Source organism: Turicibacter sp., from assembly GCF_017941855.1.
Classification (GTDB): Bacteria; Bacillota_I; Bacilli_A; order MOL361; family Turicibacteraceae; genus Turicibacter; species Turicibacter sanguinis.
The window spans coordinates 1-25,279 of sequence record NZ_JAGAVR010000014.1 but is presented as its reverse complement, the minus strand read 5'-3'; the positions used below and the strand labels follow the sequence as shown (position 1 = coordinate 25,279).

At 34.4% G+C, this 25,279-nt stretch carries 23 protein-coding genes and 1 tRNA gene; 18 read left to right on the top strand and 6 right to left on the bottom strand.

All coding sequences use genetic code 11. From position 1 onward, the window contains the following. Positions 1-13: 13 nt before the first annotated feature. Complete coding sequence (locus tag J6D32_RS02540) at positions 14-1,807, bottom strand: M3 family oligoendopeptidase (protein ID WP_006783758.1); 1,794 nt, start codon at positions 1,805-1,807, stop codon at positions 14-16. 167 nt (positions 1,808-1,974) lie between these two features. On the opposite strand from J6D32_RS02540, the gene J6D32_RS02535 reads away from it, so the two are divergent. The 5 genes from J6D32_RS02535 to J6D32_RS02515 all read left to right on the top strand — a co-directional run bounded on the left by J6D32_RS02535 (position 1,975) and on the right by J6D32_RS02515 (position 6,549). Next, the gene (locus J6D32_RS02535; protein ID WP_006783757.1) at positions 1,975-2,892 is read left to right on the top strand and encodes a manganese-dependent inorganic pyrophosphatase; all 918 of its coding nucleotides are present in this window, start codon (positions 1,975-1,977) and stop codon (positions 2,890-2,892) included. A gap of 124 nt (positions 2,893-3,016) precedes the next feature. Then, a complete protein-coding gene (locus J6D32_RS02530) occupies positions 3,017-3,577 on the top strand; it encodes a chromate transporter (RefSeq protein WP_006784917.1) in 561 nt (186 codons plus the stop codon). Beyond that, the gene (locus J6D32_RS02525; protein WP_006784918.1) at positions 3,577-4,140 is read left to right on the top strand and encodes a chromate transporter; all 564 of its coding nucleotides are present in this window, start codon (positions 3,577-3,579) and stop codon (positions 4,138-4,140) included. The genes J6D32_RS02530 and J6D32_RS02525 overlap by 1 nt, the downstream gene beginning before the upstream one ends. A gap of 157 nt (positions 4,141-4,297) precedes the next feature. After that, complete coding sequence (locus J6D32_RS02520) at positions 4,298-5,158, top strand: hypothetical protein (RefSeq protein WP_287467248.1); 861 nt, start codon at positions 4,298-4,300, stop codon at positions 5,156-5,158. A gap of 170 nt (positions 5,159-5,328) precedes the next feature. Then, positions 5,329-6,549 (top strand): cation:proton antiporter, encoded by a 1,221-nt coding sequence (locus J6D32_RS02515; RefSeq protein WP_039930851.1) that lies wholly within the window; start codon positions 5,329-5,331, stop codon positions 6,547-6,549. A 33-nt stretch (positions 6,550-6,582) separates the two neighbouring features. Here the strand turns inward: J6D32_RS02515 and J6D32_RS02510 are convergent, their stop codons facing one another. Next, the gene (locus tag J6D32_RS02510) at positions 6,583-8,580 is read right to left on the bottom strand and encodes an aryl-sulfate sulfotransferase (protein WP_006784921.1); all 1,998 of its coding nucleotides are present in this window, start codon (positions 8,578-8,580) and stop codon (positions 6,583-6,585) included. Between the two features lie 153 nt (positions 8,581-8,733). Between J6D32_RS02510 and J6D32_RS02505 the strand changes: the two genes are divergently transcribed. The 5 genes from J6D32_RS02505 (at position 8,734) to hcp (ending at position 14,491) form a co-directional block, all read left to right on the top strand. Then, on the top strand, positions 8,734-9,675 hold the full coding sequence (locus tag J6D32_RS02505) for a TRM11 family SAM-dependent methyltransferase (RefSeq protein WP_006784922.1): 942 nt from the start codon (positions 8,734-8,736) through the stop codon (positions 9,673-9,675). Between the two features lie 42 nt (positions 9,676-9,717). Then, entirely contained in the window at positions 9,718-10,998 is a 1,281-nt protein-coding gene (gene brnQ / locus J6D32_RS02500) for a branched-chain amino acid transport system II carrier protein (protein ID WP_009606723.1), read from the top strand. Positions 10,999-11,080: 82 nt separating this feature from the next. Next, positions 11,081-12,076, top strand: a complete 996-nt coding sequence (locus J6D32_RS02495; protein ID WP_009606721.1) for a Gfo/Idh/MocA family protein — start codon at positions 11,081-11,083, stop codon at positions 12,074-12,076. Positions 12,077-12,087: 11 nt separating this feature from the next. Then, on the top strand, positions 12,088-12,741 hold the full coding sequence (locus J6D32_RS02490) for a Crp/Fnr family transcriptional regulator (RefSeq protein ID WP_006784925.1): 654 nt from the start codon (positions 12,088-12,090) through the stop codon (positions 12,739-12,741). A 115-nt stretch (positions 12,742-12,856) separates the two neighbouring features. After that, complete coding sequence (hcp, locus tag J6D32_RS02485; protein WP_006784926.1) at positions 12,857-14,491, top strand: hydroxylamine reductase; 1,635 nt, start codon at positions 12,857-12,859, stop codon at positions 14,489-14,491. Between the two features lie 45 nt (positions 14,492-14,536). Here the strand turns inward: hcp and J6D32_RS02480 are convergent, their stop codons facing one another. Then, a complete protein-coding gene (locus tag J6D32_RS02480; protein WP_006784927.1) occupies positions 14,537-15,631 on the bottom strand; it encodes a glycerol dehydrogenase in 1,095 nt (364 codons plus the stop codon). Positions 15,632-15,881: 250 nt separating this feature from the next. Between J6D32_RS02480 and J6D32_RS02475 the strand changes: the two genes are divergently transcribed. Continuing rightward, positions 15,882-16,037, top strand: a complete 156-nt coding sequence (locus J6D32_RS02475) for a hypothetical protein (protein WP_006784928.1) — start codon at positions 15,882-15,884, stop codon at positions 16,035-16,037. Between the two features lie 43 nt (positions 16,038-16,080). On the opposite strand, the gene J6D32_RS02470 is transcribed toward J6D32_RS02475, so the two are convergent. Then, positions 16,081-18,261: an ATP-dependent helicase gene (locus J6D32_RS02470; RefSeq protein WP_009607288.1), complete on the bottom strand. Its 2,181-nt coding sequence runs from the start codon at positions 18,259-18,261 to the stop codon at positions 16,081-16,083. Between the two features lie 159 nt (positions 18,262-18,420). On the opposite strand from J6D32_RS02470, the gene J6D32_RS02465 reads away from it, so the two are divergent. From J6D32_RS02465 to J6D32_RS02440, 6 genes are all read left to right on the top strand, one after another. Further along, positions 18,421-18,801: a zinc-ribbon domain-containing protein gene (locus J6D32_RS02465; protein WP_006785039.1), complete on the top strand. Its 381-nt coding sequence runs from the start codon at positions 18,421-18,423 to the stop codon at positions 18,799-18,801. Between the two features lie 153 nt (positions 18,802-18,954). Then, positions 18,955-20,304: a C4-dicarboxylate transporter DcuC gene (gene dcuC, locus J6D32_RS02460; RefSeq protein ID WP_229059691.1), complete on the top strand. Its 1,350-nt coding sequence runs from the start codon at positions 18,955-18,957 to the stop codon at positions 20,302-20,304. A gap of 92 nt (positions 20,305-20,396) precedes the next feature. Then, on the top strand, positions 20,397-20,963 hold the full coding sequence (locus J6D32_RS02455) for a hypothetical protein (protein WP_006785041.1): 567 nt from the start codon (positions 20,397-20,399) through the stop codon (positions 20,961-20,963). A gap of 132 nt (positions 20,964-21,095) precedes the next feature. Further along, positions 21,096-22,151, top strand: a complete 1,056-nt coding sequence (locus J6D32_RS02450; protein WP_006785042.1) for a hypothetical protein — start codon at positions 21,096-21,098, stop codon at positions 22,149-22,151. A 28-nt stretch (positions 22,152-22,179) separates the two neighbouring features. Beyond that, complete coding sequence (locus J6D32_RS02445) at positions 22,180-22,683, top strand: GNAT family N-acetyltransferase (protein ID WP_006785043.1); 504 nt, start codon at positions 22,180-22,182, stop codon at positions 22,681-22,683. 85 nt (positions 22,684-22,768) lie between these two features. Further along, positions 22,769-23,503: a YybI family spore inner coat protein gene (locus J6D32_RS02440; RefSeq protein WP_006785044.1), complete on the top strand. Its 735-nt coding sequence runs from the start codon at positions 22,769-22,771 to the stop codon at positions 23,501-23,503. 217 nt (positions 23,504-23,720) lie between these two features. On the opposite strand, the gene J6D32_RS02435 is transcribed toward J6D32_RS02440, so the two are convergent. After that, positions 23,721-24,353 carry a thioredoxin domain-containing protein gene (locus J6D32_RS02435; protein ID WP_006785045.1) on the bottom strand — a complete coding sequence of 211 codons (633 nt, stop codon included), beginning with the start codon at positions 24,351-24,353 and terminating at the stop codon, positions 23,721-23,723. A gap of 140 nt (positions 24,354-24,493) precedes the next feature. After that, a tRNA-Leu gene (locus J6D32_RS02430) sits at positions 24,494-24,580 on the bottom strand. Between the two features lie 333 nt (positions 24,581-24,913). On the opposite strand from J6D32_RS02430, the gene J6D32_RS02425 reads away from it, so the two are divergent. Further along, positions 24,914-25,279 (top strand): hypothetical protein (locus tag J6D32_RS02425; RefSeq protein WP_287467246.1); only part of this gene is annotated, 366 nt, incomplete at its 3' end.

Genomic DNA, 25,279 nt, shown 5'->3' with positions numbered 1-25,279 from the left:
GGCTTCGGCTTAATTATAATAGAGTGGGATATTTCTTTTTGGCAAGCTCTTTAAATGTTTGAATGTCATCTGTAATAAGTTTTAAAGAGGTTTGCCAAAATTCTTTTTTCGTTAAATCGATGTCTACGGTTCTGGCAATCTCTTCGGCTGAATTTTTACCAGTAATAGATAAAAGCTGTTCATAAGATTTTACAAACTCACTTCCAACTTCTTGATATTTAGCGTATAAACCTTTAGCAAATAGTAAACCAAACGCATAAGGGAAATTATAGAAATTCGCTGAAGCATCATAATAATGAGGTTTGCATGCCCACATATAAGGATGAAGAGATTCAAAATCGAGGCCATTTCCATAGGCTTCTTTTTGTGCTTTAATCATCATGTCTTGTAATTCTTTTGAACTAATAGAACCTTGTGCTCGTTCTTTAAATAATTCAGTTTCAAATAAATATCGACTATAGATATCGACAATAATTTGAGTTGAGTCCGTTAATTCAGTTTCTAAAATTCTAAAAATTTCATCATCTGTTCCATTTTTAATCGCAGCTTTTTTGATAATGGTTTCACAGAACGTTGAAGCTGTTTCAGCCACAGGCATAGGGTAACTTGAATTTAAGCTACTTTCTTTTGTTAAGCATTCGCCGTGAAATCCATGTCCAAGTTCGTGAGCAAGCGTCACAACGTCACTAAATTGATCTCCATAATTTAATAAGAAACGACTTTGCTTAATCCAATGAAGATTTGAACAAAAAGCACCGCCAACTTTTCCTTGTTTTGGATAAACATCAATCCAGGCTTCATCAATCGCTTTTTTGGCATAATTGGCTAATGTATCAGAGAACGTGCTAAATTGTTTTAATACAAATTCAGTTCCTCTTTCGTAGTCAAAGGTTTGAGGTTGGTCACAAACGGGAGCGAATAAATCGTAAAAAGGTAATCCACCTTTATGTCCAAGTAAAGAGGCCTTGAGGCGAAGAAATTCTCGGAATTTAGGTAAACTTTCCTCGATGGCTTCAAGCATGGCATCTAGTGTTTGGCGAGTCATTCTTGATTTTATTAACGTCTCATCAAGAGGGGATTCATATCCTCGTAAGGTAGCAGTTGTAATGACTTCTCCTTTAATGTTACTCAGACAAGCCGCTAATGAATCTTCTACTTTTTCATAGGCTTTTAACTCGCATTCATAAGCACTTTTTCGGACTTCGGCACTAGGGTCATGAGCCAGATTTCTTGCCATGGCTAATGGCATTGATTTGACTTCGCCATTTAATTCAACCTCAACTATGAGCTGCGAGGTAATGGTATCTTTTAGCTTAGCCCACGCAATTGATCCTGTATTTTGCATTTTCGCAATAATAGATTCTTCGTTATCACTTAATAAATAGTGACTGAAGCGTTGTAATTCTTTAAAGAAAAAGGTGTGGGCTTCAAGATTAGCATCGGTTTTAAGTAAAGTATCAAGATCTTTTAAATTGCCAATCCAATGATTAAGAACCGTATCACTTTTCGCAAGGGAGCTTGATTTTTCATTGAGCACATCAGAATATTTTAAAGCTGATTTATTCGTTGTATCAGTACTTAAAGTGAGCGAGCAATAAGAAAAAAGACGGCCAAATAAGTCGTTAAGCTCCTGTTGAAAATTTAAATATTGAAGTAGTAACGTTTTAGTCTCTTGTGTTGAATTTGAAATTTGATTGGCAAAATGATTATAGGATTGGGTTAATTCATCAACTTTTTTGAGGTCATTTAAAAAATTCTCACTTTCAAATGACTCGTATAGTGCGGTTAAATCCCATGTTGTTTTCAAAACTAGTCCTCCTTTTTTGATGAAGATGAATCCTCAATACTTTTAGTCTAGTCTGAATTTGATAAAATATAATTGAAAAGTTACGAATTTAGTGTAAAAGGCGATGAGTTTTTGACGGTTTTAGTGTAAAATAAGAGAAGTGAAAATGCAGAAGGAGGAATGAATCAATGGCTACATTAGTATTCGGACATAAAAACCCAGATACAGATTCAATTACATCTACTTTAGTCATGACAGACTTACAAACAAAATTAGGACATGACGTAATGGCTTGTCGTTTAGGTGACGTGAACAAGGAAACTCAATATATTTTAAATCACTTCCAAATTGAAGCACCAAAATTAATTGATGCTGTAACTGAAAATGACGAAGTCATTTTAGTGGACCATAATGAATTTAATCAAAGTGCAGATGGAATCGAAAAAGCTCGCATTAAAATGGTAGTGGATCATCACCGTTTAGCAAACTTCCAAACATCTGAACCTTTATTCTATCGTGCGGAACCTGTTGGATGTACGGGAACAATTCTTTATAAAATGTATAAAGAAAATGGAATTGAAATTGAACCAACAATGGCTGGATTAATGGCAAGTGCGATTATCTCAGATTCATTATTATTCAAATCACCAACATGTACTCCAGAAGATGAAAAAGCATGCCGTGAGTTAGCAGAAATTGCAGGACTTGATGTTGAAGTTTATGGACTTGAAATGTTAAAAGCTGGAACAGATTTATCTGATTACTCTGCTGAACAATTATTAGGAATCGACTCAAAAGTCTTCCCAATGGGAACATCTACTGTTGAGATTGCTCAAATTAACACAGTTAGTATCGAGGATATGATGACTCGTAAAGCAGAGTTAGAAGAACAAATGAAAGCAATTATTGCACAAAAAGGATTAAATCTATTTGTGGCAGTTATCACGGATATCTTAAATAGTAACTCACAAGTTATCACATTAGGAGATCGTACAGATATCGTTGAAAAAGCATTTAATGTTGAATTAGTCGATAACACAGCTTTATTAGCAGGTGTTGTTTCACGTAAAAAACAAATTGTTCCTTTCATGGATCGTAATGCTTAATTTTCAAATAAAAAAATCTCTATTCAAAGAATAGAGATTTTTTTATTTGAAAACAGTATTTTCTTTTAATATGGAAATTTTGAGATATAATAGTTAAGAATGACAAGATTTTGGAGGTTAAGACATGCACGATTATTTAGATTTGTTTTGGACTTTTTGTCGAATTGGAGGATTAACCTTTGGTGGTGGGTACGCGATGTTACCCATGTTACAAAAAGAGGTTGTCGAAACAAAAAAATGGGCAACCGAAGAGGAAGTCATGGATTACTATGCAGTAGGGCAATGTACTCCAGGCGTTATTGCGGTTAATACAGCCACTTTTATCGGTTATAAACATCATGGAGTTTTAGGTGCAATTGTTGCGACAGCAGGCGTTGTTTTTCCATCATTAGTGATTATTATGATTTTGGCCGCGTTTTTACAGTCTTTCGCTGAGTTTGAAATCGTACAGCATGCATTTAATGGAATACGTGTAACGGTTTGCGTTCTGGTATTAAATGCTGTAATCAAGTTATGGAAAGGTTCTGTGATTGATAAAGTTTGTTTAAGTATTGTGATAATCACGATTTTAATCGGAGTTTTAGGTTCTTTAGGTCTTATCATCAACATTTCTCCGGTATTTATTGTGATTTTAGCTGCTATTGTAGGATTAGTTGTTAAAGGTGGAAGAGGTGAAAAAGCATAATGACATATGTTATTTTATTTTTTGAATTTTTTAAGATTGGGTTATTTGCTGTTGGTGGAGGGTTAGCCACTTTACCCTTTTTATATGAATTAGCGGGAAAATACACATGGTTTGATGAAGCAATGCTTGGAAATATGATTGCGGTCTCTCAATCAACACCTGGACCTATTGGAATTAATATGGCAACTTATGCAGGGTTTAATGCCGCTGGAATATTAGGTGGTATCCTTGCAACAGTAGGGTTGGTTACACCATCGGTTATTATTATTATCATTGTGGCACATGTTTTAAATAAATTTAAAGAGAGTCAGGCTGTTCAGGCTGTCTTTTATGCCTTAAGACCGGCTGTTACAGGTTTAATTGCGGTTGCTGGATTTGCTGTTTTTAAAATTTCAGTTTTATCACTTGATACCTTTAATCAGACTAAATCTATTTTTAATTTGTTTAATCTAAAGGCACTTATTTTATTTATAGTCTTATATGTTGTGACGAATAAAATCAATAAACATCCAATTATTTTTATTGTAGCGGGAGCTTTAGTCGGAATTTTAATTGGATTATAACAAGAGGAGCTAACATTTAAAAGTTAGCTCTTTTATTTAATAATTCATTTTAAACTCATAAATTTTTTGAGATTTGATGCAAAAAATGTGCAAAAATGTCGAATTTTATATAACATCATATAGGAAAATTTGATAAAATAAGGTATAGTTGTAAGGAATGGCCCGAAAGTTTGAGGTGTTAAAGTTGTTAAGCGAAGTAGATAAATGGAGTCAAAAATATATGCTATATCGAAAAGGAGCTGCATTATTTATTGGCTTATTAGTTCTTAGTGTTGTTATTTTCTTTTTTAATTTACCATCGGTTAAAATAAGTACCACATGTTTAGTTTTCTGTTTTATTGCTGTGATTGGAATTCGTTGGTGTCTAGCTAAAATGGATGAATTTAAATCTCTATATGTTAATACGGTTCCCATGATAGATCCTGAAAGAGATTTCTCAGAAGAAAAAGGTTTTCATGATCTAGATGACAGTATTCAAGAGAGTGTCTCTTCAGTTGAAGAGGTAATGGATAGTTTCGTTTCAGATGAAGAATCGATTGAAGCAATAGCTCCTGAAGATTTCTCAGAGTTAGCAAAAGATGAAGTTGAGGCAACAGAGGAAATCACTGACTTAACAGAAGTTGAGGTAAGCGAAGAAGGGTCACCGCTTGAACACGAAAATGAGGTTGTGTCGGGTTCTGTAGAGCCGGTTTCTATTGAAGATGAAATTTTATTGACTGTCACTCAGATGATTAAAACGGAGTATGATTTAATGGACGAGTTAACAGTTAAAATGGTGGGAAATTATTTTACAATTTATACGAATAAAAAGGTGTTGCTTCGATGCAAATTAACGGGGCGTAAGCAGTATATTTTAACTCACTTATCACAAGAAGAGGTAGAAGGACTCGGACTTGATTTTGAAGCACCATCAAAAAGTGAGTCTTATACAAGCCGTGTGACCTTTAAGAGTTTAGCTGTCTTAAAGGAATTGGATTCATATATTTTAGAGACTTATAAACAAATTCATAAGTTATAATGAGAAAACACTCCAAAGCGGAGTGTTTTTTGATTCTTCAAAAATAAAACGTAAACATTTTAATGAGTGTATTTTTTTCGACAAAAGGTGTGTGACTGTGCGAAGGTAACGTGCTATATTACCTTGGTTAATCACTAAATTAGGGGAATATTAAAAATGGAGATGAGGTTATGTTGTCTTATAATTATTTGTTTGATATTGCGTTAATTCTATTAAGTACGAAAGGATTAGGATTAGTGACGAAGAAGTTTTCCATGCCTCAGGTTGTAGGAGCCTTGTTAGCGGGATTGGTTCTTGGACCAGCCATGTTAAATGTATTGCATGAGACAGACTTTATTAAACAAATTGCTGAACTTGGCGTGATTGTCTTAATGTTTACGGCAGGCCTTGAGACTGATTTACAAGAATTGAAAAAAACAGGGAAAGCTTCATTTGTGATTGCAGTTTTTGGGGTGTTAGTTCCATTGTTATTTGGATTTATCACCGCTTCATTTTTCAATCAGACATCAACAGCAGAGGGGGTTAGTCATACTTTACAAAATATTTTTATCGGTATTATTTTAACGGCTACATCCGTGAGTATTACAGTTGAAACGTTGAAGGAGTTAGGGAAGTTAAATACACGAGCTGGGAATGCGATACTAGGAGCCGCAATCATCGATGATATTTTAGGAATTGTAGCACTAACCCTTATTACAAGTTGCGCAGATTCTTCTGTTAATATTGTGTTAGTTCTTGGAAAAGTCATCTTATTTTTTGTATTTGCCATTTTAGCTGGAATGCTTTTCTATAAATTTTTCATTTATTGGGTTCAACGATACAACCGAGATATGAGACGATTTGTCGTCATTTCATTTGTTTTTTGTTTAATTCTTGCCTTTTTAGCGGAAGAGTGGTTTGGGGTCGCTGATATTACGGGAGCCTTTATTGCAGGCTTAATTTTATCAAATACGTCATGTGTTCATTATATTACGTCAAGATTTGAAACAATTTCTTATATGTTGCTTTCACCCATCTTCTTTGCAAGTATCGGAATCCAAGTAGATTTGAGTGGGATGAACCAGACTTTGCTTTTATTTACCGTTGTTTTGGTGGTGATTGCGATTATTTCAAAAATAATTGGCTGTGGGCTTGGAGCTAAACTGTGTCATTATTCAACGAAAGAATCTCTTCAAGTTGGCGTTGGAATGGTTTCCCGTGGAGAGGTTGCTTTAATTGTGGCTAGTAAGGGGGCAGCACTTGGATTAATGAGTGCCGTGAATTTTGGACCGATTGTCGTGGTAGTGGTTATCACAACGATTGTGACACCGATTTTGTTAAAAATAGTCTTTAGTTCTAAAAAAGATTCAAGGAATTTAACCAAAACCAATTCTAAATTAATCAAATCATAGTCAAAAGGATGCCTCAATAACGAGGCATCCTTTTTAATGTAATTTAAGGCTATAGTCTGTTTCATACAACACTAAAGCGTCATTTGATTTTAAATAGAATGACAAACGATAAGTTCCTTTTTCAAGATTAGAAAGATCCGTACGATCAATAAACTGAACTAGTGTCTGCTTCTTTACAGCTTTTTTAAGACGATTTTGAAGACCGGTTGGAAGTTCGTCAATAGTTTTGACAGCATAGCAATCCGCACTGTGAATTGAATAGGTAAAAGATTCATGAGATTCATTAGTTAAGACGAGCGCAAATGAATCGGTGATTTGAGCTTTTTCGATGTAGCCATCTAAATATAAAACATCATCGACTAACTCAATCGTCGATAAAAATGAAGAATCATAAGATTTTGTTTGAGTGGGATTATCTAGATTAAGAGGTTCTTTAAAGGACATTAAATTTTCTTTAGCAAGTGACGTTGCATTAGAATTCGTGAAAGAATAATTTAAATTTAATTCATCAAAGGTTAAGGTGTCAATGGCGTAAATGTGATTGATACCTTCTTTGTTGAAGGTCATCTCCATGAGAATATCATTCGAATCCGTGGCACTGACTTCAAATAACTTTCCACCCATTGATTGATTAAGTTGAATGAAGCCATATAACACAAGCATCGACTTCGTCTTTGGCAAGTAATCGACTTCACTAATGATGGTTGAGGTTAGGGCTGGAGATAAATTTTCTCCAAACGACCAAATTTGTTCGACAGTCATCTCGCGTTCATTAATTCGATAGTGAACTGCTCGACTGTATTGATTCAAATCTGGGTAAGATTCCCTTGGAAATACGCCAATATCGACATGATTATCAAACAAAATTAAATCTACTGTATCTGGATTTTGATCAAGATCTTCTAGAACTTTTGAAGAATGTTGGGCGAAAAACCAGGTGAAGTTTTCACCAATTGGGGTTAATAAATACGGTTTAAGTTGTTCATTAACCTCATCAGGTGCACCTAATATCCATTTTAGTTGTTTAGTGGTTGGATCAAGTTTTACAACCATACTTTGAGAACGTCCAGAAGCGATGACTGTTTCGTCACTCTCATCTATCATCGCATAATTTAAATGAAACCAGTCATCTAAGTCACCTTTAACGGATTCAGGTAGTGTGTCTTTAAAGCGATTAATATCAAGATAGTCTCTTAAATTGATGGTTTGAAGGGGAATTCCAGTTTGAGCATCGAGGATATAAAGATGGTCTTCTGTATATCGTTCATCTGTTTTATCGCTTGAGTTAATAATGTAATTGCCATCTGGGGTCAAGGTTAGAGAATGATGTCCAGAACCGGGAATATATAGTTGTTTTTGAACTTGTCCTAAATAAGAAATTTCTTCTAGTTGTTGTTGATAGTAAAAATAATAAGGCCCGTGATAAGTTAATAAATTTCCATTTGGGAGCGAAGTAATAGAACCCGATGTAGAATTTTGAATGAAACGGATATCTCCATACTCGTCGATGAGATATTTATATGTATCATCGGTTGCTAAAAATAATCGAGTTGTATGCGTCAAGGGAGTTGACTGATTAAGTGTCACCTGTAGGCTATCACTTGGAAGTGGCGGAGTTTGAATTTGCATCTCATGTGAAATCGTTTGTCCCGCTTCATTGGTCGCACTCAATAAAATGGTGTTTGATTCATTTGGATATAATCCGATTAACGTTAACTGGTGTGTCGTTTCATAACTGTTGGTTTCATAACTTAAGGTTGCTTGTTCGGTATGTCCAAGGACTTGATATTTAATCATTGAGGGTTCTTCTGTTTCAAACATGACGAGATAAGAAAGGGGAGAATTTTGGTAGGGGTCATGGACGAGATAGGGAGAATCAATTGAATAGGTAGTTTCGTTAAATTCTTGTTTCATTGTTTCTTCTAAATTGGCTTGCGTTTTGAAAATGGATAGAGTTGAATCAATAGTAAGTGTTTGTTTAGCTTGGCATCCAGTGAGCCATAATAGTGCAAGTAATAATAATCTAATCATTTAAAAAGTGTGCCTCCTTGATGTATTCTAATATTTATTTTACTATACATTGTGAACTTGAGATAGATGATGTTGAAAAATGTCATTTTTTCAATTATAATGAAGACTAGTGTTTTTTGTAATGAAACTAAAATAGAAGAGGACGACGAAATCATGATCGAACAGTTACCGATTAAAGGTTATTTATATGTCATTAATTACGCTGAAGGTGAAGAAAGCCTTTGTCGACTTGAAATGAAGATTTTATTAAATCAATCGTTTGAAGACAAATGGATTTTATCTGATATTGAGATTGATCCATCACGTAGTGTTTTTATTAAGGAACGACTGACGATTTATTACCAAGCTGATTCCTTTGAATCATTACATGAAATGGTTTTAAAGCAACCGATGAGTTTTGAAACATTTAAATTATTATTTATGCGATTTAAAGATCAATCACTTGAATATAAAGAGCGATTAAAACGTCTTTATGCGATTGGTTCATTAATTGGTGGCGAAGCTGATATGTATGAACCGAAACAATTGCTAGGATTGACGGAGTTAAATGGCAAATGGTATTTTGGCACACTTGAACCCAATTGTAATGAGTGGGTGAAGCATGAGAATAAGCCTCATTCTTACTCCTTTTCATTAAGTGTTCGTGTTTCACGCTCTGTTGCTAACTTAGCGGTGGGTCATCAATTTGATAAAAAAATAATTGATCCATGTTGTGGTGCCGGAACTGTTGTCCTTGAGGTACTCACAGTAGGAGGAAATATCATTGGAAATGAGTTAAATCCTAAAGTAGCTTGGAAAGCAGAAGAAAATTTAAAACACTACGGATATGAGAATGTGATTCAAATTGGAGATATTCAAGAGATAAAAACTCATTATGATACGGCGATTATTGACCTTCCATATGGACATTTTAATCCGATTTCGCCAGAGATTCAGCAAATGATTATTGAGAATGCACGTCGTATTGCTGATGAACTTATTATTGTGACACAAGTTAAAATGGATGAGCAATTAAAAGCTGCTGGGTTTGAAGTCATTGAACAATGTGAAGCGGTTAAAGGGAAGTTTGTTCGGTATATTACCATGTGTCGTTAATGGAGAAAACAGCTAGAATTATAGACATCAAGGAGGATATTAATGAAGAGTAAACAATTTAAAGATGCATTAGTGATTGGGTTTGCCTTGTTTGCCATGTTCTTTGGCGCAGGGAATTTAATATTCCCACCCTTTTTAGGAAACACAGTTGGAGATCAAGTGATTCCAGCTTTACTAGGGTTTTTAATTACCGGAATTGGGTTACCTTTACTTGGAATTTTAGCGTGTTCACGCGCAGGAGGATCATTTGAAGTGATGGCTTCTCGCGTTTCTAAACCGTTCGCTACCGTTGCGACGATTATTTTAATTTTAGCGATTGGACCGATTATTGCAATTCCTCGTACTGCCTCAACGACGTTTGAATTAGGGATTGTGACGTTATTACCTAATGCAACACAGTGGTTAACAACGATTATTTATTTTGCTATTGCGTTATTCTTTGTCTTAAAACCCACACGAATTGTAGATGCGATTGGGAAAGTCTTAACTCCTATTCTATTATTTGTCTTAATTGCGATCATTACAAAGGGGATGTTATTTCCAATTGGTGAAGTAGCAACACTGGATGTTTCACAAGTTTTCACAACGTCTTTTAAAGAAGGTTATCAAACGATGGATGCTATTGCGGCTGTTATTTTTGCAACGATTATTATTTCATCTGTCCATGATAAAGGCTATAAAGACCATAAGAGTGTTTCTAAAATTATTTTAATGTCAGGTTTAATTGCAATTGGTGGATTGGCGATTATTTATGGTGGGTTAATGATGTTAGGAGCCCAAACTTCTTCGCTTGTTGATGTAAGTTTTACTCGTACACAACTTGTTATGTATATTGCCAAAGCGGTCTTTGGTTCGCTTGGGACGATTTTTTTAAGTATTTGTACAACAGTCGCTTGTTTAACAACGGCGATTGCCTTACTAACGGCAAGTGCAGAGTTTTTCACCAAATTATTTAAGGGAAAAATTCCATACGCAGTGAATGCCATTATTTTAACTGTGATTAGTCTTTTTATGGCAACCAATGATGTTGATCAAATTGTAGCTTTAGCAGGGCCAGCTTTAGATATTATTTATCCGATTGTCATTGTTTTAATTATTTTAACGTTACTAGGAAAAATGGTTAAACATGACTTTGCTGTAGCCATGACGGTTTATGTGACGTTAGCAATTAGTTTATTAACAACGATTGGTTCTTTCATGAATTTAACAGCCTTAACGTCTGCGTTGAATTATTTACCCCTTCAATCTTCAGGATTTGGATGGTTGCTACCAGCCGTTATAACATTTATCATCGTCAACTATTTTGTGAAACATAAAGCTTAAAATTAAACCCTCTGTCTCTAACTTGACAGAGGTTTTTTTTCTGCGTATGCTAATAGTAGTTTAAAGAGGTGGAGGAAATGGAATGACTCAACAGATACGATTTGGTATTATTGGAACGAATACGATTACAGAACAATTCTTAAAAGCAGCGATGAGCCTTGAATCTTTTAAGTTGAATGCCATTTATTCTAGAACAGAAGAGCGAGGTCTTGAATTTGCATCGAAGTATGGTGTCGAGTATATTTATACTAACCTTGAACAGCTTTTAAAAGATGATGTCGTCGATGCGATGTATATTGCCTCACCGAATGCCTATCATGCTAAGCAAGCTATCTTATGTTTAAATCATCAAAAACATGTGTTATGTGAAAAACCCTTGGCTTCTAACTTAAAAGAAGTTGAAGCCATGTGCGAAGCAGCGTTTAAAAATGGAGTTGTTTTAATGGAAGCAATGAAGACCACTGTGTTACCAACTTTTCAACTGCTTAAAGACCATCTTCATAAAATTGGGACCATTCGTCGATACAGTGCAAGCTTCTGTCAATATTCTTCAAGATATGATGCCTATCGAAGCGGGACAATCTTAAATGCGTTTAAAAATGAGTTATCAAATGGTGCTTTACTTGATATTGGAGTCTATACGATTGCTCCGATGATTCATTTATTTGGACTTCCAGGTGAGATAAAGGCAAGTGCCTATATGCTTGAATCAGGTGTAGATGGAGAAGGGAGTATCATCTTTAAATATCCTACAATGGAGGCTTGTGTCATGTATTCTAAAATCTCTAACTCTTATTTACCGTCGGAGATTCAAGGAGAAGATGGAACGGTTATGATTGATCGAATTAATCGATTCCATCAAGTTCAAATTAAATATCGAAATGGTGAGATTGAGGAGTTAGCGATTCCTCATGATGAAGCAGATATGAAGTATGAGCTTGAAGAATTTATTCAAACGATTTTAAAGCAAAAGAAAGAATCCAATGTCAATACATTGGAACGCTCAAAGCAGGTGATGAGTGTTTTAGATGAGGTTCGTCGTCAAATCGGACTTCAATATCCTGCAGATTTAAAATAGGAAGTGATTCTATGTATCAACATCCGTTATTGATCTCTTTTAATCAAGAGTCAATTGAAAGGCTAAAACAACAAAGTTATGAAATTCAACTAGAGAAAGGACAACCCTTATTTTTTCAAGGAGATGCGGCAACGGTTGTTTATTATATTAAATCAGGAATTTTAAAAATTCTAAAAACATCTATTCAAGGTCAGGAAAAGATTTTTTCAATTTATTCAAGAGGAAATCTAGTGGCTTTAAGTGTTTTATTTAATGACCCTCACCAATATCCTGCTTCTGGTGTTGCACTAGAGGAAACGGTGGTGGTCGCTATTCCGATTCCTGAACTAGAAAAAGCTATCTTATCGAATCATCAGGCAACACGTGCATGGTTTTGTCATTTGAATCGCCGATTAGAAGGTGTCCAACAATTACTGACTGATCAAGTTTTTATTGATGCAAGAGATCGCTTTAAAAAAGTGATTCAATTATTTATGAAACATAAATCTTTTCAAAAAGACGGGATGATTGTATTTGAGATGCCGTTAACAAAGCAGGAAATGGCAGAGTTATTAAGTATTCGTCGTGAAACGTTTAGTCGATTATTGTCCTCTTTAAAAGAAGAAGGATTATGTGAGTATTCCAAAAAACAAATGCGTGTTAATCGAGAGTGGCTTGAAAGCTAAAGATGACCTTTGGTCATCTTTTTTTTAAAAAAATCTTTAAAAATGTGACCTACCTCACATCTTGTTCTTGAAGAGGTTTATATAATAGCTTTGTTGAGAAGAAGGAGTGATAGAGATGGAAATGTTTTGTAATCAATGTCAAGAAGCTTCGAAAGGGATAGGCTGCACTGTCTTTGGTGTATGTGGAAAATCCCCTGAATTAACAGCTTTAATGGATACGTTTATCTATTCATTAATTGGTGTATCGACGCTTGCTTTAGAAGTTGAAACTGTATCTGATGAGATTCATGAGTTTGTCATGGAAGGATTATTTGCAACGATTACGAATGCTAATTTTGAGGAAGAAGAATTTGTAACACGCACGCTGCAAAGCTTAACCTACCGTGAGGAATTAAAAGAACAATTAGTTGGTCGTGAGTTACCCATCCTTAAGCATGATATCATGAACTTCATTGCTAAAACTAAAGAAGAGATGATTAAAAAAGCTTTAAAAGTGGCCATTCATCAAACAGAAAATGAAGATATTCGTTCAATTCGTGAATTGATGTTATTTGGAGTTAAAGGGTTAGCAGCTTATTTATCACATGCGCAAAAATTAGGCTATGTTCAACCATCACTATACATGGGAATGCACAAAATGATGGCCGCCTTAATTAATGAATCACTAACACTAGAAGATTATGTTTCGCTAACACTTGAACTTGGAAGTATTGGGGTAGAGGGAATGGCTTTACTTGATACGGCTAATACCACAACATTTGGCCATCCAGAAATCTCAAAAGTTAATATTGGAGTTGGAGAACGTCCAGGAATTTTAATCACCGGACATGATTTACACGATTTAGTTCAATTACTTGAGCAAACTAAAGATCAAGGAATTGATATTTATACGCACAGTGAAATGTTGCCTGCACACTATTATCCTGAATTAAAAAAATATGATCATTTAAAAGCAAATTATGGAAATGCATGGCATTTACAAACGAAAGAGTTTGAAACGTTTAATGGACCGATTATTTTTACAACGAACTGTTTAGTCCCACCTCGTCAAAGTGCCACTTATCAAGATCGTGTGTTTACAACGGGAAATACGGGATATCCTGGATTTAAAGTGATTCCGGTTTTAGTGGATGGTCGCAAAGATTTTAGTGAAGTCATTGAACTGGCTAAAACATGTGAAGCACCTAAAGCGATTGAACAAGGAGAAATTGTAGGAGGATTTGCTCATCATCAAGTGATGACGTTAGCATCTGAGATTATTTCAGCGGTTGAAAAAGGAGAGATTAAGCATTTCGTTGTCATGGCTGGGTGTGATGGACGTCATAAAGAGCGTCAGTATTATACAGATTTTGCTAGCGCCCTTCCAGACGATTCTGTTATTTTAACAGCGGGATGTGCGAAATATCGCTATAATAAGCTAAATCTTGGAACAATCAATGGAATTCCTCGTGTGCTTGACGCAGGCCAATGTAATGATTCTTATTCATTAGCCGTCATTGCCCTAAAATTAAAAGAAGCATTTGGACTTGAAGATATTAATGACTTACCGATTGTTTATAATATTGCATGGTATGAACAAAAAGCCGTCATTGTCTTATTAGCTCTTTTATCATTAGGTGTGAAAAAGATTCATTTAGGTCCTACGTTACCTGCTTTCTTATCACCAAATATTGTGGACTTTTTAGTTCAAACGTTTGAAATTGGTGGTATTTCATCTGTTGAGGAAGACTTAGTTAAATTTTTTGAATAAAAAATAAAGGAACTCAAGTTAAAATCTGAGTTCCTTTTATGATTGTTAGGCAAACTGAGCACCTAGACGATCTGCAATTAAAATAGCACTATAGACATCGATTGGAGTGACTTCAAATGGCATATGATGAATCGTATCTTGTGGGTCACAGCTTGCTGTTGCAACTGCCATCAGTTGATCTTCTGTTGGATTTGTAATTCCAAGGTCTTTTAAGCAGGTTGGGAGGCCTAGTTGACGACAGAAAGTTAACACTTCATCGATTTCTTCTTTTGGCGCATTTTCTAGCACGAGTTGAACGAGTGTCCCAAAGGCTACTTTTTCACCATGATACATGTGATGACTTTCTTTTAAGACTGTTAAACCATTATGGATCGCGTGAGCACCGGCGAGTCCTCCACTTTCAAAACCAACACCGCTTAAATAAGTGTTTGCTTCAATGATATTTTCGAGTGCTTTAGAATTAACATGATGATCTGCAGATAACTTTGCTTGATAACCATCAACTAATAACGTTTCATAACAAAGTTTTGCTAACGTTAAGGCTGCAAGTGAACAAGTGCCACCTGCAATCGTTAAGGCATTGGAACGATGACAAGCACGAGCTTCAAAATAAGTGGCCAAGGCATCTCCCATACCTGAAACTAGTAAACGAGATGGAGCCTGTGCAATAACAAGTGAGTCAACAATCACAACATTCGGATTTGTTTTTAAGAATAAATAGCGGTCAAATTGACCTGCATCTGTATAAAGAACAGATAGGGCACTACAAGGTGCATCAGTAGAAGCAATAGTTGGAACAATTATAACAGGTAAATTTGAGAAATAAGCAACGGCTTTTGCCGTATCGAGTGTTTTTCCCCCTCCAATTCCGATGATCACATTTAGGTTTCCTTTTTTGACATTTTCAATGATTCGATTAATTTCTGTTTTACTACATTCCCCATTAAAAGCATCTAGGTGAATAGCTATTTGTTGTCGTTTGAAACTGGTTTGAATCGTCTCTTCATAATGAGATAAAATAAATGGGTCAACAATGGCATACGCGCCAGAAATGCCTAAATCCATTGCATAATCACATATATGTGCTAACTCATTTGGCCCTTGAATGTATTTAGTTGGTGAATAAATCACTTTTTTCATCACACAATTCCCCTCTTCTTAAAAATCATCGTAGATTAGCAGAGATTAATCTCTCAAATTTATCATAACGCTAACGAAATAAAGGGACAAGTTGCGTGATAAAAAGAGTTTTAAAAAGTTAAAATTCGACAAGATTGAAGAGATGGAAAGGGTATAAGAGAGTAGCAAAATTTTCAAAAAAATTTTAATTTGAAGCGAGCATATGCGCCGAAAATCAGTTCATAATAAGAATGAAAGAAAGGTGATAAATATGGCAAAAGCAGGTATGAAACGTCCAGATCCAAGTGAACCACATGGAACTGAAAGTAACAAAAAACAAAAACATCCTAAAAATGATATGCCACCTGTACCAGAAATCCAAGGAAAAGCAAAACATGGGAATAAAAAAGCAGGGCCTATTCATTAAACAAAAAAACGTTAACTCTAGACTAGAGTTAACGTTTTTTTGTTTAACTTGAAACCAATTCGACATTTCCATTTAAAACAGTTATTCTGAGACTGATTCGTTTGGTTTCATTTTCGAATTGAATCGTCGCAATTTCTCCTTCTTTTTCAATAATGGTTCCTGTTCCAAATCGTTTATGATTAATCACGGAACCTTCTTTAAAAGGCGTTAAGTCAGCGGATTCTGAGGTTATTAGGCCTCTTTTTAACTCTTCAATTTTTTTTCCATGACTGAGGCGACTTGAGACGGGTTTTGGTTCTTCGTCAATTGGATTAAGAATCTTGGAAACTTCTTTATAAAAGTTTGAGCGACTAAATAATAGATTATGTTTTTTAGCAACACTTAGTAGCGTCAATTGCTCTTTTGCCCGTGTCATGGCGACATAAAAAAGACGACGCTCTTCTTCATAATGGTCAAAAATTTGACTTTTGGCTTCGATGATTGCTGTTTGGGGTGGCGTGATGCCATTCATACAATCAATTAAAAAGACGGTTTTAAATTCTAAGCCTTTTGAGGCATGAAAAGTTAAAAGGTTAACTCCTTTTGCTTGTGTGGTGCTTTGTTCACTAATTAGCCTGAGGTGTTCAAGGCGCTCAAGAAAGGCTTTGTGAGAATCTACGTCTTTGGCAATCATTTTTAAGGTTTCTAAAACTGCCATCCCTTGGGTATAAAGGCGTTCCTCTTTTTCATCTTTTAAGAATCCTTTTTTGATTAGATAACTTTCATAATCTAAAGTATTTAAAATAAAAGCCATCATCCGATTGCAAGGTAGACTTGGAAGTTTCATGAGGTTTTGTTTAAAGAGACGGACTTTTTCACGTTGATAAGTGGAATTAAAAGTAACCAGTCGTGTTAAATAATCGAGATAGCCACTTTCTGTTTGAGAGGTCACTTGATGTTGAGTTGTGGCTGAGAGATAGAGAATTTTCGCCACGCGTTGAAAGGATTCTAAGTGGTTAGGTGATCTTGATAAGGTGATTATGGCCTTGATATCTCTGACAATGGGATGGTAGAAAAATGAAAGTTTTCCTTCTTGGAGTTTGAAAGGGATTTGGTGACGTTCGAATTGTTCAATCAGGGGAAGAGCAGAAACATTTTGACGATACAAAATCGCCACATCGTTTAAATCTTCTGCTTGTTTTAACGTGGTGATTAAAAAAGATAATTGTTCTTGTTCGGTTTGAAAATGATGAAGAGTGGGGGACATTCCGGTTTCATTTTGAGTTTGAATCGTTTTTTTATATCTACTTTTATTATGTTGGATGAATTGAGAGCTCGTTGATACAATAGAGGCTGTTGAACGGAAATTTTGATTCATATAGAGGATGCGAGCTTCTTTAAAGGTTTCTTTAAAAGTTAATAGCTGTTTTGGATAAGCTCCTCGAAATGCATAGATACTTTGATCATCATCTCCTACTAAAAAAATGTTATGATGGCGACTGGCAATGAGTTTGATGAGTTCGTATTGGATTTTTGAGGTATCTTGCGCCTCATCGATTTGAATGTGGGTATAACGGGTTTGATAAAAATTTAAAAGGTAATCGTGATGTTTAAGGATAGAGAAGGCTGTAGTGAGTAGATCATCGTAGTCGAGTAAATATCTCGATTCTTTGAAGGCTTCATATTTTTTATAAAGTTGAATGAATTCCTCAACTTCTGTTTCGACGTATTGTTTGATTTCTTTCGTATGATGCGGTTCTATCATCAAGTTTTTAAGTAAACTGATTTGGCCAGTGAGCGTTTCTAAATCATCGTCGCTTGGATAACGTTCAGTTGTTTCGATGTAAAATTGTGTTAAGAGTTGCTTTTTATGAAGAGTCGTCTGATTTCCTTCAATAAATTGATACATTACCCCACTCAGTTGTTGGTAGTGTTTAATCAGTTGAAAAGCGAAACTATGAATCGTTGAAAATTGAACTTGTTTTGAGAGTTTGGGGAATAATGCTTGGAATCGCTCATTCATATCACGTGCCGATGCTTTTGAGAAGGTTAAGGCTAGAATTTGTTGAGGATGAACCTTTCCACTTAAAATCAAATTAGCTAACCGAATTACGGTTACTGTCGTTTTCCCGCTTCCTGGACAGCTAATCACACAAATGGGACCATCAAGGGCTTGAGTCGCTGCTAATTGATCATCAGTTAATACAATTTGATGATATTGATTGAGGTAGGTATATAAGTCCATGATGAAAATTCCTCCTAATGACACATTTTGTTTATCTTTATTATACAAGATGAGTCCCAATTTGACTAAAAATTTCATTGCTTGTTTGGTTTCATTTAGAGAATGAGGACCATTCACTCGTCTTCTTAATATGATACAGTAGAAAGGAAGGTGAGCGCGATGGCATTTTGGGATGACTTTCAAAAAAATATGAATAAAACAGCCAATGCTTCGATTAAAACGACGAGTAAATGGATTGAAATTGGAAAATTAAATGTGGCGTTGAATGCGGCTAAACTAGATTTGAATGATCTTTATGAGCGAATCGGTGAATATGTTTACCAAAATAAAATAGTTGATGTGAAGCAAAGTGATGAATTACAAGAATTATTTCATGAAGTGTCTCAACAAAAAATGAAGATAAGAGAAATTCAAGCACAACTTAATCAAATGAGGAGCAAGTATCATTGTGAGCAATGTGGGGCTGAGATTGATGCTAACACGAAATATTGTCCATATTGTTCAGCTCCTCAATCCAATCAAATTGATTGGAGAATTTAAGAGAAAGTTCTTATGAAGAAATTGACTTCATAAGAACTTTTTTTTGTAAATGCTGTCGAATGGTGGCGAAAAAATTAAAAATAAAGTATAATGACACAGGATTTTATCACGTGAAGCAAAATGTTAACAACATGTAAAGGAAAGGGTGAGAAAATGAGTGAGTTAATCATTGCATTGATTGTGATTATATTGGCAGCTTATTTAATTAAGAAAAAGTATGACATTAAATTAGTCATGTTCGGTAGTGGAATCCTGTTGATGTTGAGTGCTTTATTGATGAATAAAGTTATTCTACCGAGTGAAAGTAGTAGTGGAGTTCCTTTTTTTGATATTTTCAAGGTGATGGGGAATCTCTTTACCAAACAATTAAGTGGCGCTAGCTTTACACTGTTATTATTATTTGGTTATACGGCGTATATGAAGGCCATTAGGGCAGATGAAAAAACTGTTAGCGTGTTATCAGCCCCCTTAAAGCACATTAAAATCAAAGCGTTATTAATTCCTATATTTTATTTGATTGGAAATTTTTTGTGTATCATTATTCCAAGTTCTTCGAGTTTGTCAGTGATGTTGATGGCAACAGCCTTCCCTATCTTAACGAGTGCAGGTGTTTCCCCTTTAGCTGTGGGAGCTGTGATTGCTACATCAGCAACGATTGCCCCAACACCATTAGGTGCTGATAATTTACTAGCATCTGAAGCACTTGGTCTTCCTGTTACAGACTATGTGTTTAATTATCATGCTAAAATTTCCATTCCTATTATCTTAATGATGGCAATCGTTCATTTTATTTGGCAAAAACGTCAAGATCATTTAGAAAGAAGTGAAATCACTTCAACATTGCCAAAACTTAAGGAAGTAACGGATCAGCTACCGATGTTTTATGCAATCCTTCCTATGTTACCGTTACTCTTAATGCTGATTTTTTATTTTGTATCGGATGTGAATTTAGGTATTTCTGAAGTCATCTTTTTCTCATTGATGGTGAGTATATTGTGTGAAGTGATTCGAATGCGTTCATTTCAAAAGGGAACCGCTGAGATTCAAGCCTTCTTTAATGGGATGGGCGTTGGACTAACGACTGTTGTGGCTCAGGTTGTAGCGGCTTTAACCTTTGTAGAGGGATTAAAGATTTTAGGCGTGATCGATTTAATGGGGGAGGTTATAAATCATTTAAATGCAGCTGGTCTAATGTTGACTCTCGCTTTTTGTTTACTGGCTTTATTTGTTGGGTTATTAAGTGGAAGTGGATTAGCAATCTTTTACGCATTTGTTGAGCTAATGCCATCCTTTGCCGAGTCTGTGGGAATTTCAGCCATAAGTTTAGCAATTCCAATGCAATTTGTTTCTCATTTAGTCAAAAGTATTTCTCCAGTTTCCCCAACGGTTATTATTATCTCGTCGATGATGAATGTTTCTCCCGTGCGACTCATTAAGAGAACCATCGTTCCAGTCCTTGTTGGAATGGTGTTATCGATTGTTTTAACGTATGTGATTCTTTAGGATTCTCTTTCTCCTTAGTAGCATATCAAGCCTCTTTTCATATAATGAAGTAAAGGGTGAGTAAGAAGCTAAATGCTAGAGGAGGGAAAGAGATGCTTAGAATCAATCGAACATTTTTATTAGTTTATGATAGTTTAATAGCCTTTGCATTTATGTTACGATATATCTTAATAGGACCTGTTTTATTTAATTCAACTTGGTGTTTTTGGCTAACTTTAGTGGTGGTAACCGTTGTTTTGATTGGGTTAAGTTATTTGACGTTTTGTCATCCAACTCCACTTGAAATTGTTGCCTATCATGTCAATCTCATTATGAGACATCGAGTTGATGAAAATAATGATGAAGATTATAATGAAAAAAATAAAACTTATTTATCCAATCGTTTTATTCAAAGTGCTAATTACCAATTTTTTTATTATGGTAATTGTTGTGCAAAAACCGATCAGTATCGACAGATGAAAATTAAATTAGCTTTAGGCCAACAGACATTTAATCAAATTTCAATTATTATTAAAACGGTTGATGAACAATATATTCGATTCAATTTGATTAAACAAACAGAAAGTCCGCTTATTGCGTTTTTATATCACTGGGAAGTCGATCAAATCGAATATAGCGATAAAGAAACATTTGACCAGATGGTTAAAGGCCTTATTTAAAAAGACATGTTAATGTCTTTTTTTTTATGGTTCATAAAAAAGAATCAAACAGCATGTAAAATTTTAGAAAAATAGGAATTATTTTTTGGAAATAAGCTATAATAGAAATAATTATTATTAGGAGGAATCCTCATGGTGGTAGATAGTCATCCATGTTTGACCTATTTAAAAAACAAAAGGAAGATGGAAATTCAAATCTTGTGTTTTATTTTTTTTATTAGTTTAATAATCTTACTGTTTGAAATAAAAACGGCTCTAAGTTATTGTTTTATTTTTGGATTGTCGATTAGTTTAATTGTTTTAATCTGTATGTATCCAAGATTTTTAAACGGTGCTGAAAGAAAAATGAGATCCTTGAGGTACACCAGTCCTAAGTATTTATTTGATTTGGTGATACCTAATTTTTTATATAATGTGACTCAATTAGATTTTGGTTGTTTTAAAATTGAAAATGTTTTATTTAATGATGCTGGAATTTGTTTGGTTGATTCACTTCAATCCATTGGGGTATTACATGGTGAAAGAATGCAGTACTTACTGGAGATTCAATCATCAAAAGAACAACAATGTTGTCGAAAAGTAAAAAATCCATTTAGAACGTTGCTTTATAAAAGAGAGTGTTTAAAGTTAATCATAGAGTTGTATGATTTAAATTCTGAAATCTATTCAGGATTATACTTACCACATGCGAATTGGGTCGAAGGTCGTAAAGACTCATCAACGGATTTTTTGATTGAGGGAGGCAAGTCATTAAAGAAATTTATTAAAAACTTTGAAAGGTCTACCTTGAAAGTCATCATTAAAAATCAGTATCCTCTGACATCGTCAGAGGATGTTATTTATGCTTTAATGTCAATTCGTTATTTTGGTTATTTGAGACAATTTTATCATTCATTAATGCCACTTCAAAAAATCAGATTAAAAAAGGAGTTAAGTCCGAGTTCCATTATTTTGTTTGAATTCGTCATCTTAAAAGATGCTTTTACACTCGAAAAATTAGAGCGATTCATCAATAAAAATAAAAAACAACTAAAGGTCGGAATGAAAACTTGGCAAGAGCAGTTGTTTCTAGAATTAAATCAATTCTTTGAAAAAAATAATAACGATTCATTTACTCCTTTTAATTTAATGGGGTTAATGATGAGTGAAGGTTTTTTTATTCAAGCTAATCATGATTTATTTAATTAACATTTAAAGATCTAGAAGGGGGAAGTTCATGATGCAAATTACTATTCATAACATGCAACCAAAGCACTATGAAAGAGTAGGAACTATTTATAAGCAGGGGATTGATTCTCATCATTGTACGTTTGAATCGGATGTCCCAACTTGGGAAGGGTTTGACGCGAACCATCTTCCCTTTTGTCGGTTTGTGGTCTTAAATGAAAGAGAAGAGGTCATAGGATGGACTGCCTTGAGTCAAACGAGTTCGCGATCTTGTTTTGAAGGCGTCGCTGAAGTCAGTATTTATTTGGATCAACACGTAATCGGACAAGGGATTGGAGAGCAATTATTAAATTATTTAATTACAGAATCTGAACAAAATGGGATTTGGAGTTTGATTTCAGGTATATTTCCAGAAAATGTAGCAAGTCTTAGGTTACATCAAAAATGTGGATTTAGATATGTGGGATATCGCGAAAAGATGGGGAAAACAAGAGAAGGCGTCTTTAGAGATGTTTTGTTTATGGAAAGAAGAAGTTTAAAGGTTGGGGTTTAGTTTGAAATTTTTGAACTGTTACCTGTCTCACTCCTAATGGATTGGCATATACTAAAAAGGTAAGCAGGCAAAGTGAGGGGATAGTATGGAATATGGAATTAGCGGTTACCGCTCTAGCCAGAATCATTATCGAACCAAAACTGTTGTCCAGTTAGATAAACATCAAAGTGATTTATCCGGAGATGGAGTTGCTGAAACGATTTATTTATTGGGAATTAAAAATAATGATGACTTAATTATTAATGAAATAACGTTAGTGATTGAAAATGGAAAGGATAAAGAACGTCGTTATTACGCCATTCCAACTTCAAGTGGAATGGGTGGCGGGATACATGTGGAAGATTTCAATCATGATGGACAATTAGATATTGGTGTGTATATTTTAAGTGGTGGAACCGGAAATGAATTGAAGTATTACTTGTTACTCAATCATAATCATGAATTTTGTTTAGCTTTTAGTAGTGACATGTATGAGGAAAAAATGAAGTATCAAGTTCAATATTTAGATCGATACCAAGTTGAGGTCAAAAATTTAAATTCAGAACAAACAAGGTTAATTAATTTAAAAGATAAATCACCTGAATATTTAAAGGTGATTTATGATGAACAGGGAATGTTAAAAGAACCGATTCAGGGCATCGTAGCACATGTTAGCGATGCGGATTCAATTGAGAGTAAAATGTTTGATCAAGGTAGCGATTTGATTTTAACTCACCGTATATTAGGGCGTTCTCACAATGACACGCTAGGATATGTTTCAGCTTATCTAGTTTTTGATAATGAAAAATATCATGTTTACAAGATTTTAGTTTCTCAGTAAAAAAAATAGAGATTCTAACAATTTATAGAGTAAAGAGAAAAAAAAGACAAATAATAAAAGTAAAATTGCAAAGGAAATCTTGGAGTGATTAATATGACAATTGAAGCTTTTATTTTTGGTGCTATTTTTGAAATGTGTATTACGTATCTACTTTTATGTGAACTATTCTTTTAAAAAGGTGAAGTCTATAGCTAGACTTCACCTTTTTAAGATAGATTTAGTTTATTAACGACTTGGGTTTTCGACAGGAATAAATAGTAAGTAAGACTGAATAAGTTAGAAGCGATAGATTTAATGGAAGAAAGGATGAGTGTAAATAATAAGTTGGAGTCGTTAATGAATGACGATATTCATCTTTGATTAAAAACAAATATTGATCCGGATTTTCCTCAATTGTTTCACCGTTTGAGATTTGATCTAAAATATTCAGGTAAAAAGAGGTAGATTCTTCGTTATAACCAAGAAGTAAGTAAGTTCCATTAACGATGGTAGCGGGAACGGCCCCTTTTAGATTTTCAGGAAGATTGAATTTTTCTAGCCACTCATTAAAATAACTTTTAATTTTTTTATTTTTTATATTATAGTATCTTGCTGAAATGCCTAAGAGGTCAGAATTAGGATGAAACAGTTCCCGATATAGATTTTCTTTTAAAATCGTACAATAAGGACATCCTGTTCTTCCAAAGCTTTCAATAATAATTGTAGATTTTTTAACTTCATGATTGCTGAATAAAGGAAGATTAGGCGCTGAAAGGGTTTCGGGCTGGTTTTGATAGATTAATGAGGTGTAAAAAAAATAAATTAAGACGATTAAACTTGCTAATAAAGAATAGTTTTTCAAGTAGTTCATATTTCCCCCCACGAATATAAAACATGATTGATAATTTTACCACTTTTTGGAATAAAATTCAATCATTTAAAGTGAAACAAAAAAAAGACAACCTACATGTAGTAGGTTGTCTAATCTATTTAAATGAATGAATGGCTTGTTGGTACCAGTGGCCGGATTCGAACCGGCAAGGAGTAAACTCCGGTGGATTTTGAGTCCACTGCGTCTACCAATTTCGCCACACTGGCTTTACAAAACTAATTATAGCATGAATTTTATAAATTTCAATATTTTTCCTAAATATATTTTTAAAAATAAGATTTTTTGATTTACAAAGTTTAAAGGAGAAGGAAATTGAAAAATCGTAGCAATGATTATTTTTATTTGAAATTTGTACAAGAAAAAAGATAAAATGATGAATTTTTTAATTTTTTAAACGTATATTATGAATATAAAGCGTTTTCTTAGAGCACTTGAAACATTCGAAAATAAAATAAAGCTGAATTTTGTCGGACGACGGTGTGTTGGGATGTAGAGTGTCATAAGAAAAAAGCACAAAAAATAATTTGGAGGGATTTTATATGATTATGTACTGGCAGTCAGCATCAAATAAAATAGTAAGTGAAGAAGAATTTTTAGCGTCACAAGCTGGGGTTAAACAAAAAATTTCAGATTGGGCTGAAAATGAGTTGCATTTACAAAATCAGTTACTCGAAGATTTTGTTACTGATAAAGTAGAAGAATACACACGCTCCTACCTTAAAGTAAGTTTACCATTTGAATCGGAAGCGTTTTGTCGAGAGTACCTTGAAAAGTTTTATGAAGAACATTCGGAAATTATTTCCTTATTCCCTTATGATCGATGGGCTTGGGTTCAAAAACTTGAAAATATTCATTATGGTGAATACGACATTCAAAGTGTCAGAGTCGAAAGTAAATTACTTGAT

Coding starts and splice junctions, on each gene's coding strand:
- J6D32_RS02475 (WP_006784928.1), top strand. CDS start 15,882: ATGGCAAAAGCAGGTATGAAACGTCCAGATCCAAGTGAACCACATGGA.
- dcuC (WP_229059691.1), top strand. CDS start 18,955: ATGAGTGAGTTAATCATTGCATTGATTGTGATTATATTGGCAGCTTAT.
- J6D32_RS02525 (WP_006784918.1), top strand. CDS start 3,577: ATGACATATGTTATTTTATTTTTTGAATTTTTTAAGATTGGGTTATTT.
- J6D32_RS02510 (WP_006784921.1), bottom strand. CDS start 8,580: ATGATTAGATTATTATTACTTGCACTATTATGGCTCACTGGATGCCAA.
- J6D32_RS02455 (WP_006785041.1), top strand. CDS start 20,397: ATGCTTAGAATCAATCGAACATTTTTATTAGTTTATGATAGTTTAATA.
- J6D32_RS02535 (WP_006783757.1), top strand. CDS start 1,975: ATGGCTACATTAGTATTCGGACATAAAAACCCAGATACAGATTCAATT.
- J6D32_RS02465 (WP_006785039.1), top strand. CDS start 18,421: ATGGCATTTTGGGATGACTTTCAAAAAAATATGAATAAAACAGCCAAT.
- J6D32_RS02490 (WP_006784925.1), top strand. CDS start 12,088: ATGTATCAACATCCGTTATTGATCTCTTTTAATCAAGAGTCAATTGAA.
- J6D32_RS02445 (WP_006785043.1), top strand. CDS start 22,180: ATGATGCAAATTACTATTCATAACATGCAACCAAAGCACTATGAAAGA.
- J6D32_RS02470 (WP_009607288.1), bottom strand. CDS start 18,261: ATGGACTTATATACCTACCTCAATCAATATCATCAAATTGTATTAACT.
- J6D32_RS02505 (WP_006784922.1), top strand. CDS start 8,734: ATGATCGAACAGTTACCGATTAAAGGTTATTTATATGTCATTAATTAC.
- J6D32_RS02530 (WP_006784917.1), top strand. CDS start 3,017: ATGCACGATTATTTAGATTTGTTTTGGACTTTTTGTCGAATTGGAGGA.
- brnQ (WP_009606723.1), top strand. CDS start 9,718: ATGAAGAGTAAACAATTTAAAGATGCATTAGTGATTGGGTTTGCCTTG.
- J6D32_RS02495 (WP_009606721.1), top strand. CDS start 11,081: ATGACTCAACAGATACGATTTGGTATTATTGGAACGAATACGATTACA.
- J6D32_RS02440 (WP_006785044.1), top strand. CDS start 22,769: ATGGAATATGGAATTAGCGGTTACCGCTCTAGCCAGAATCATTATCGA.
- J6D32_RS02520 (WP_287467248.1), top strand. CDS start 4,298: ATGGCCCGAAAGTTTGAGGTGTTAAAGTTGTTAAGCGAAGTAGATAAA.
- hcp (WP_006784926.1), top strand. CDS start 12,857: ATGGAAATGTTTTGTAATCAATGTCAAGAAGCTTCGAAAGGGATAGGC.
- J6D32_RS02515 (WP_039930851.1), top strand. CDS start 5,329: ATGTTGTCTTATAATTATTTGTTTGATATTGCGTTAATTCTATTAAGT.
- J6D32_RS02435 (WP_006785045.1), bottom strand. CDS start 24,353: ATGAACTACTTGAAAAACTATTCTTTATTAGCAAGTTTAATCGTCTTA.
- J6D32_RS02450 (WP_006785042.1), top strand. CDS start 21,096: ATGGTGGTAGATAGTCATCCATGTTTGACCTATTTAAAAAACAAAAGG.
- J6D32_RS02480 (WP_006784927.1), bottom strand. CDS start 15,631: ATGAAAAAAGTGATTTATTCACCAACTAAATACATTCAAGGGCCAAAT.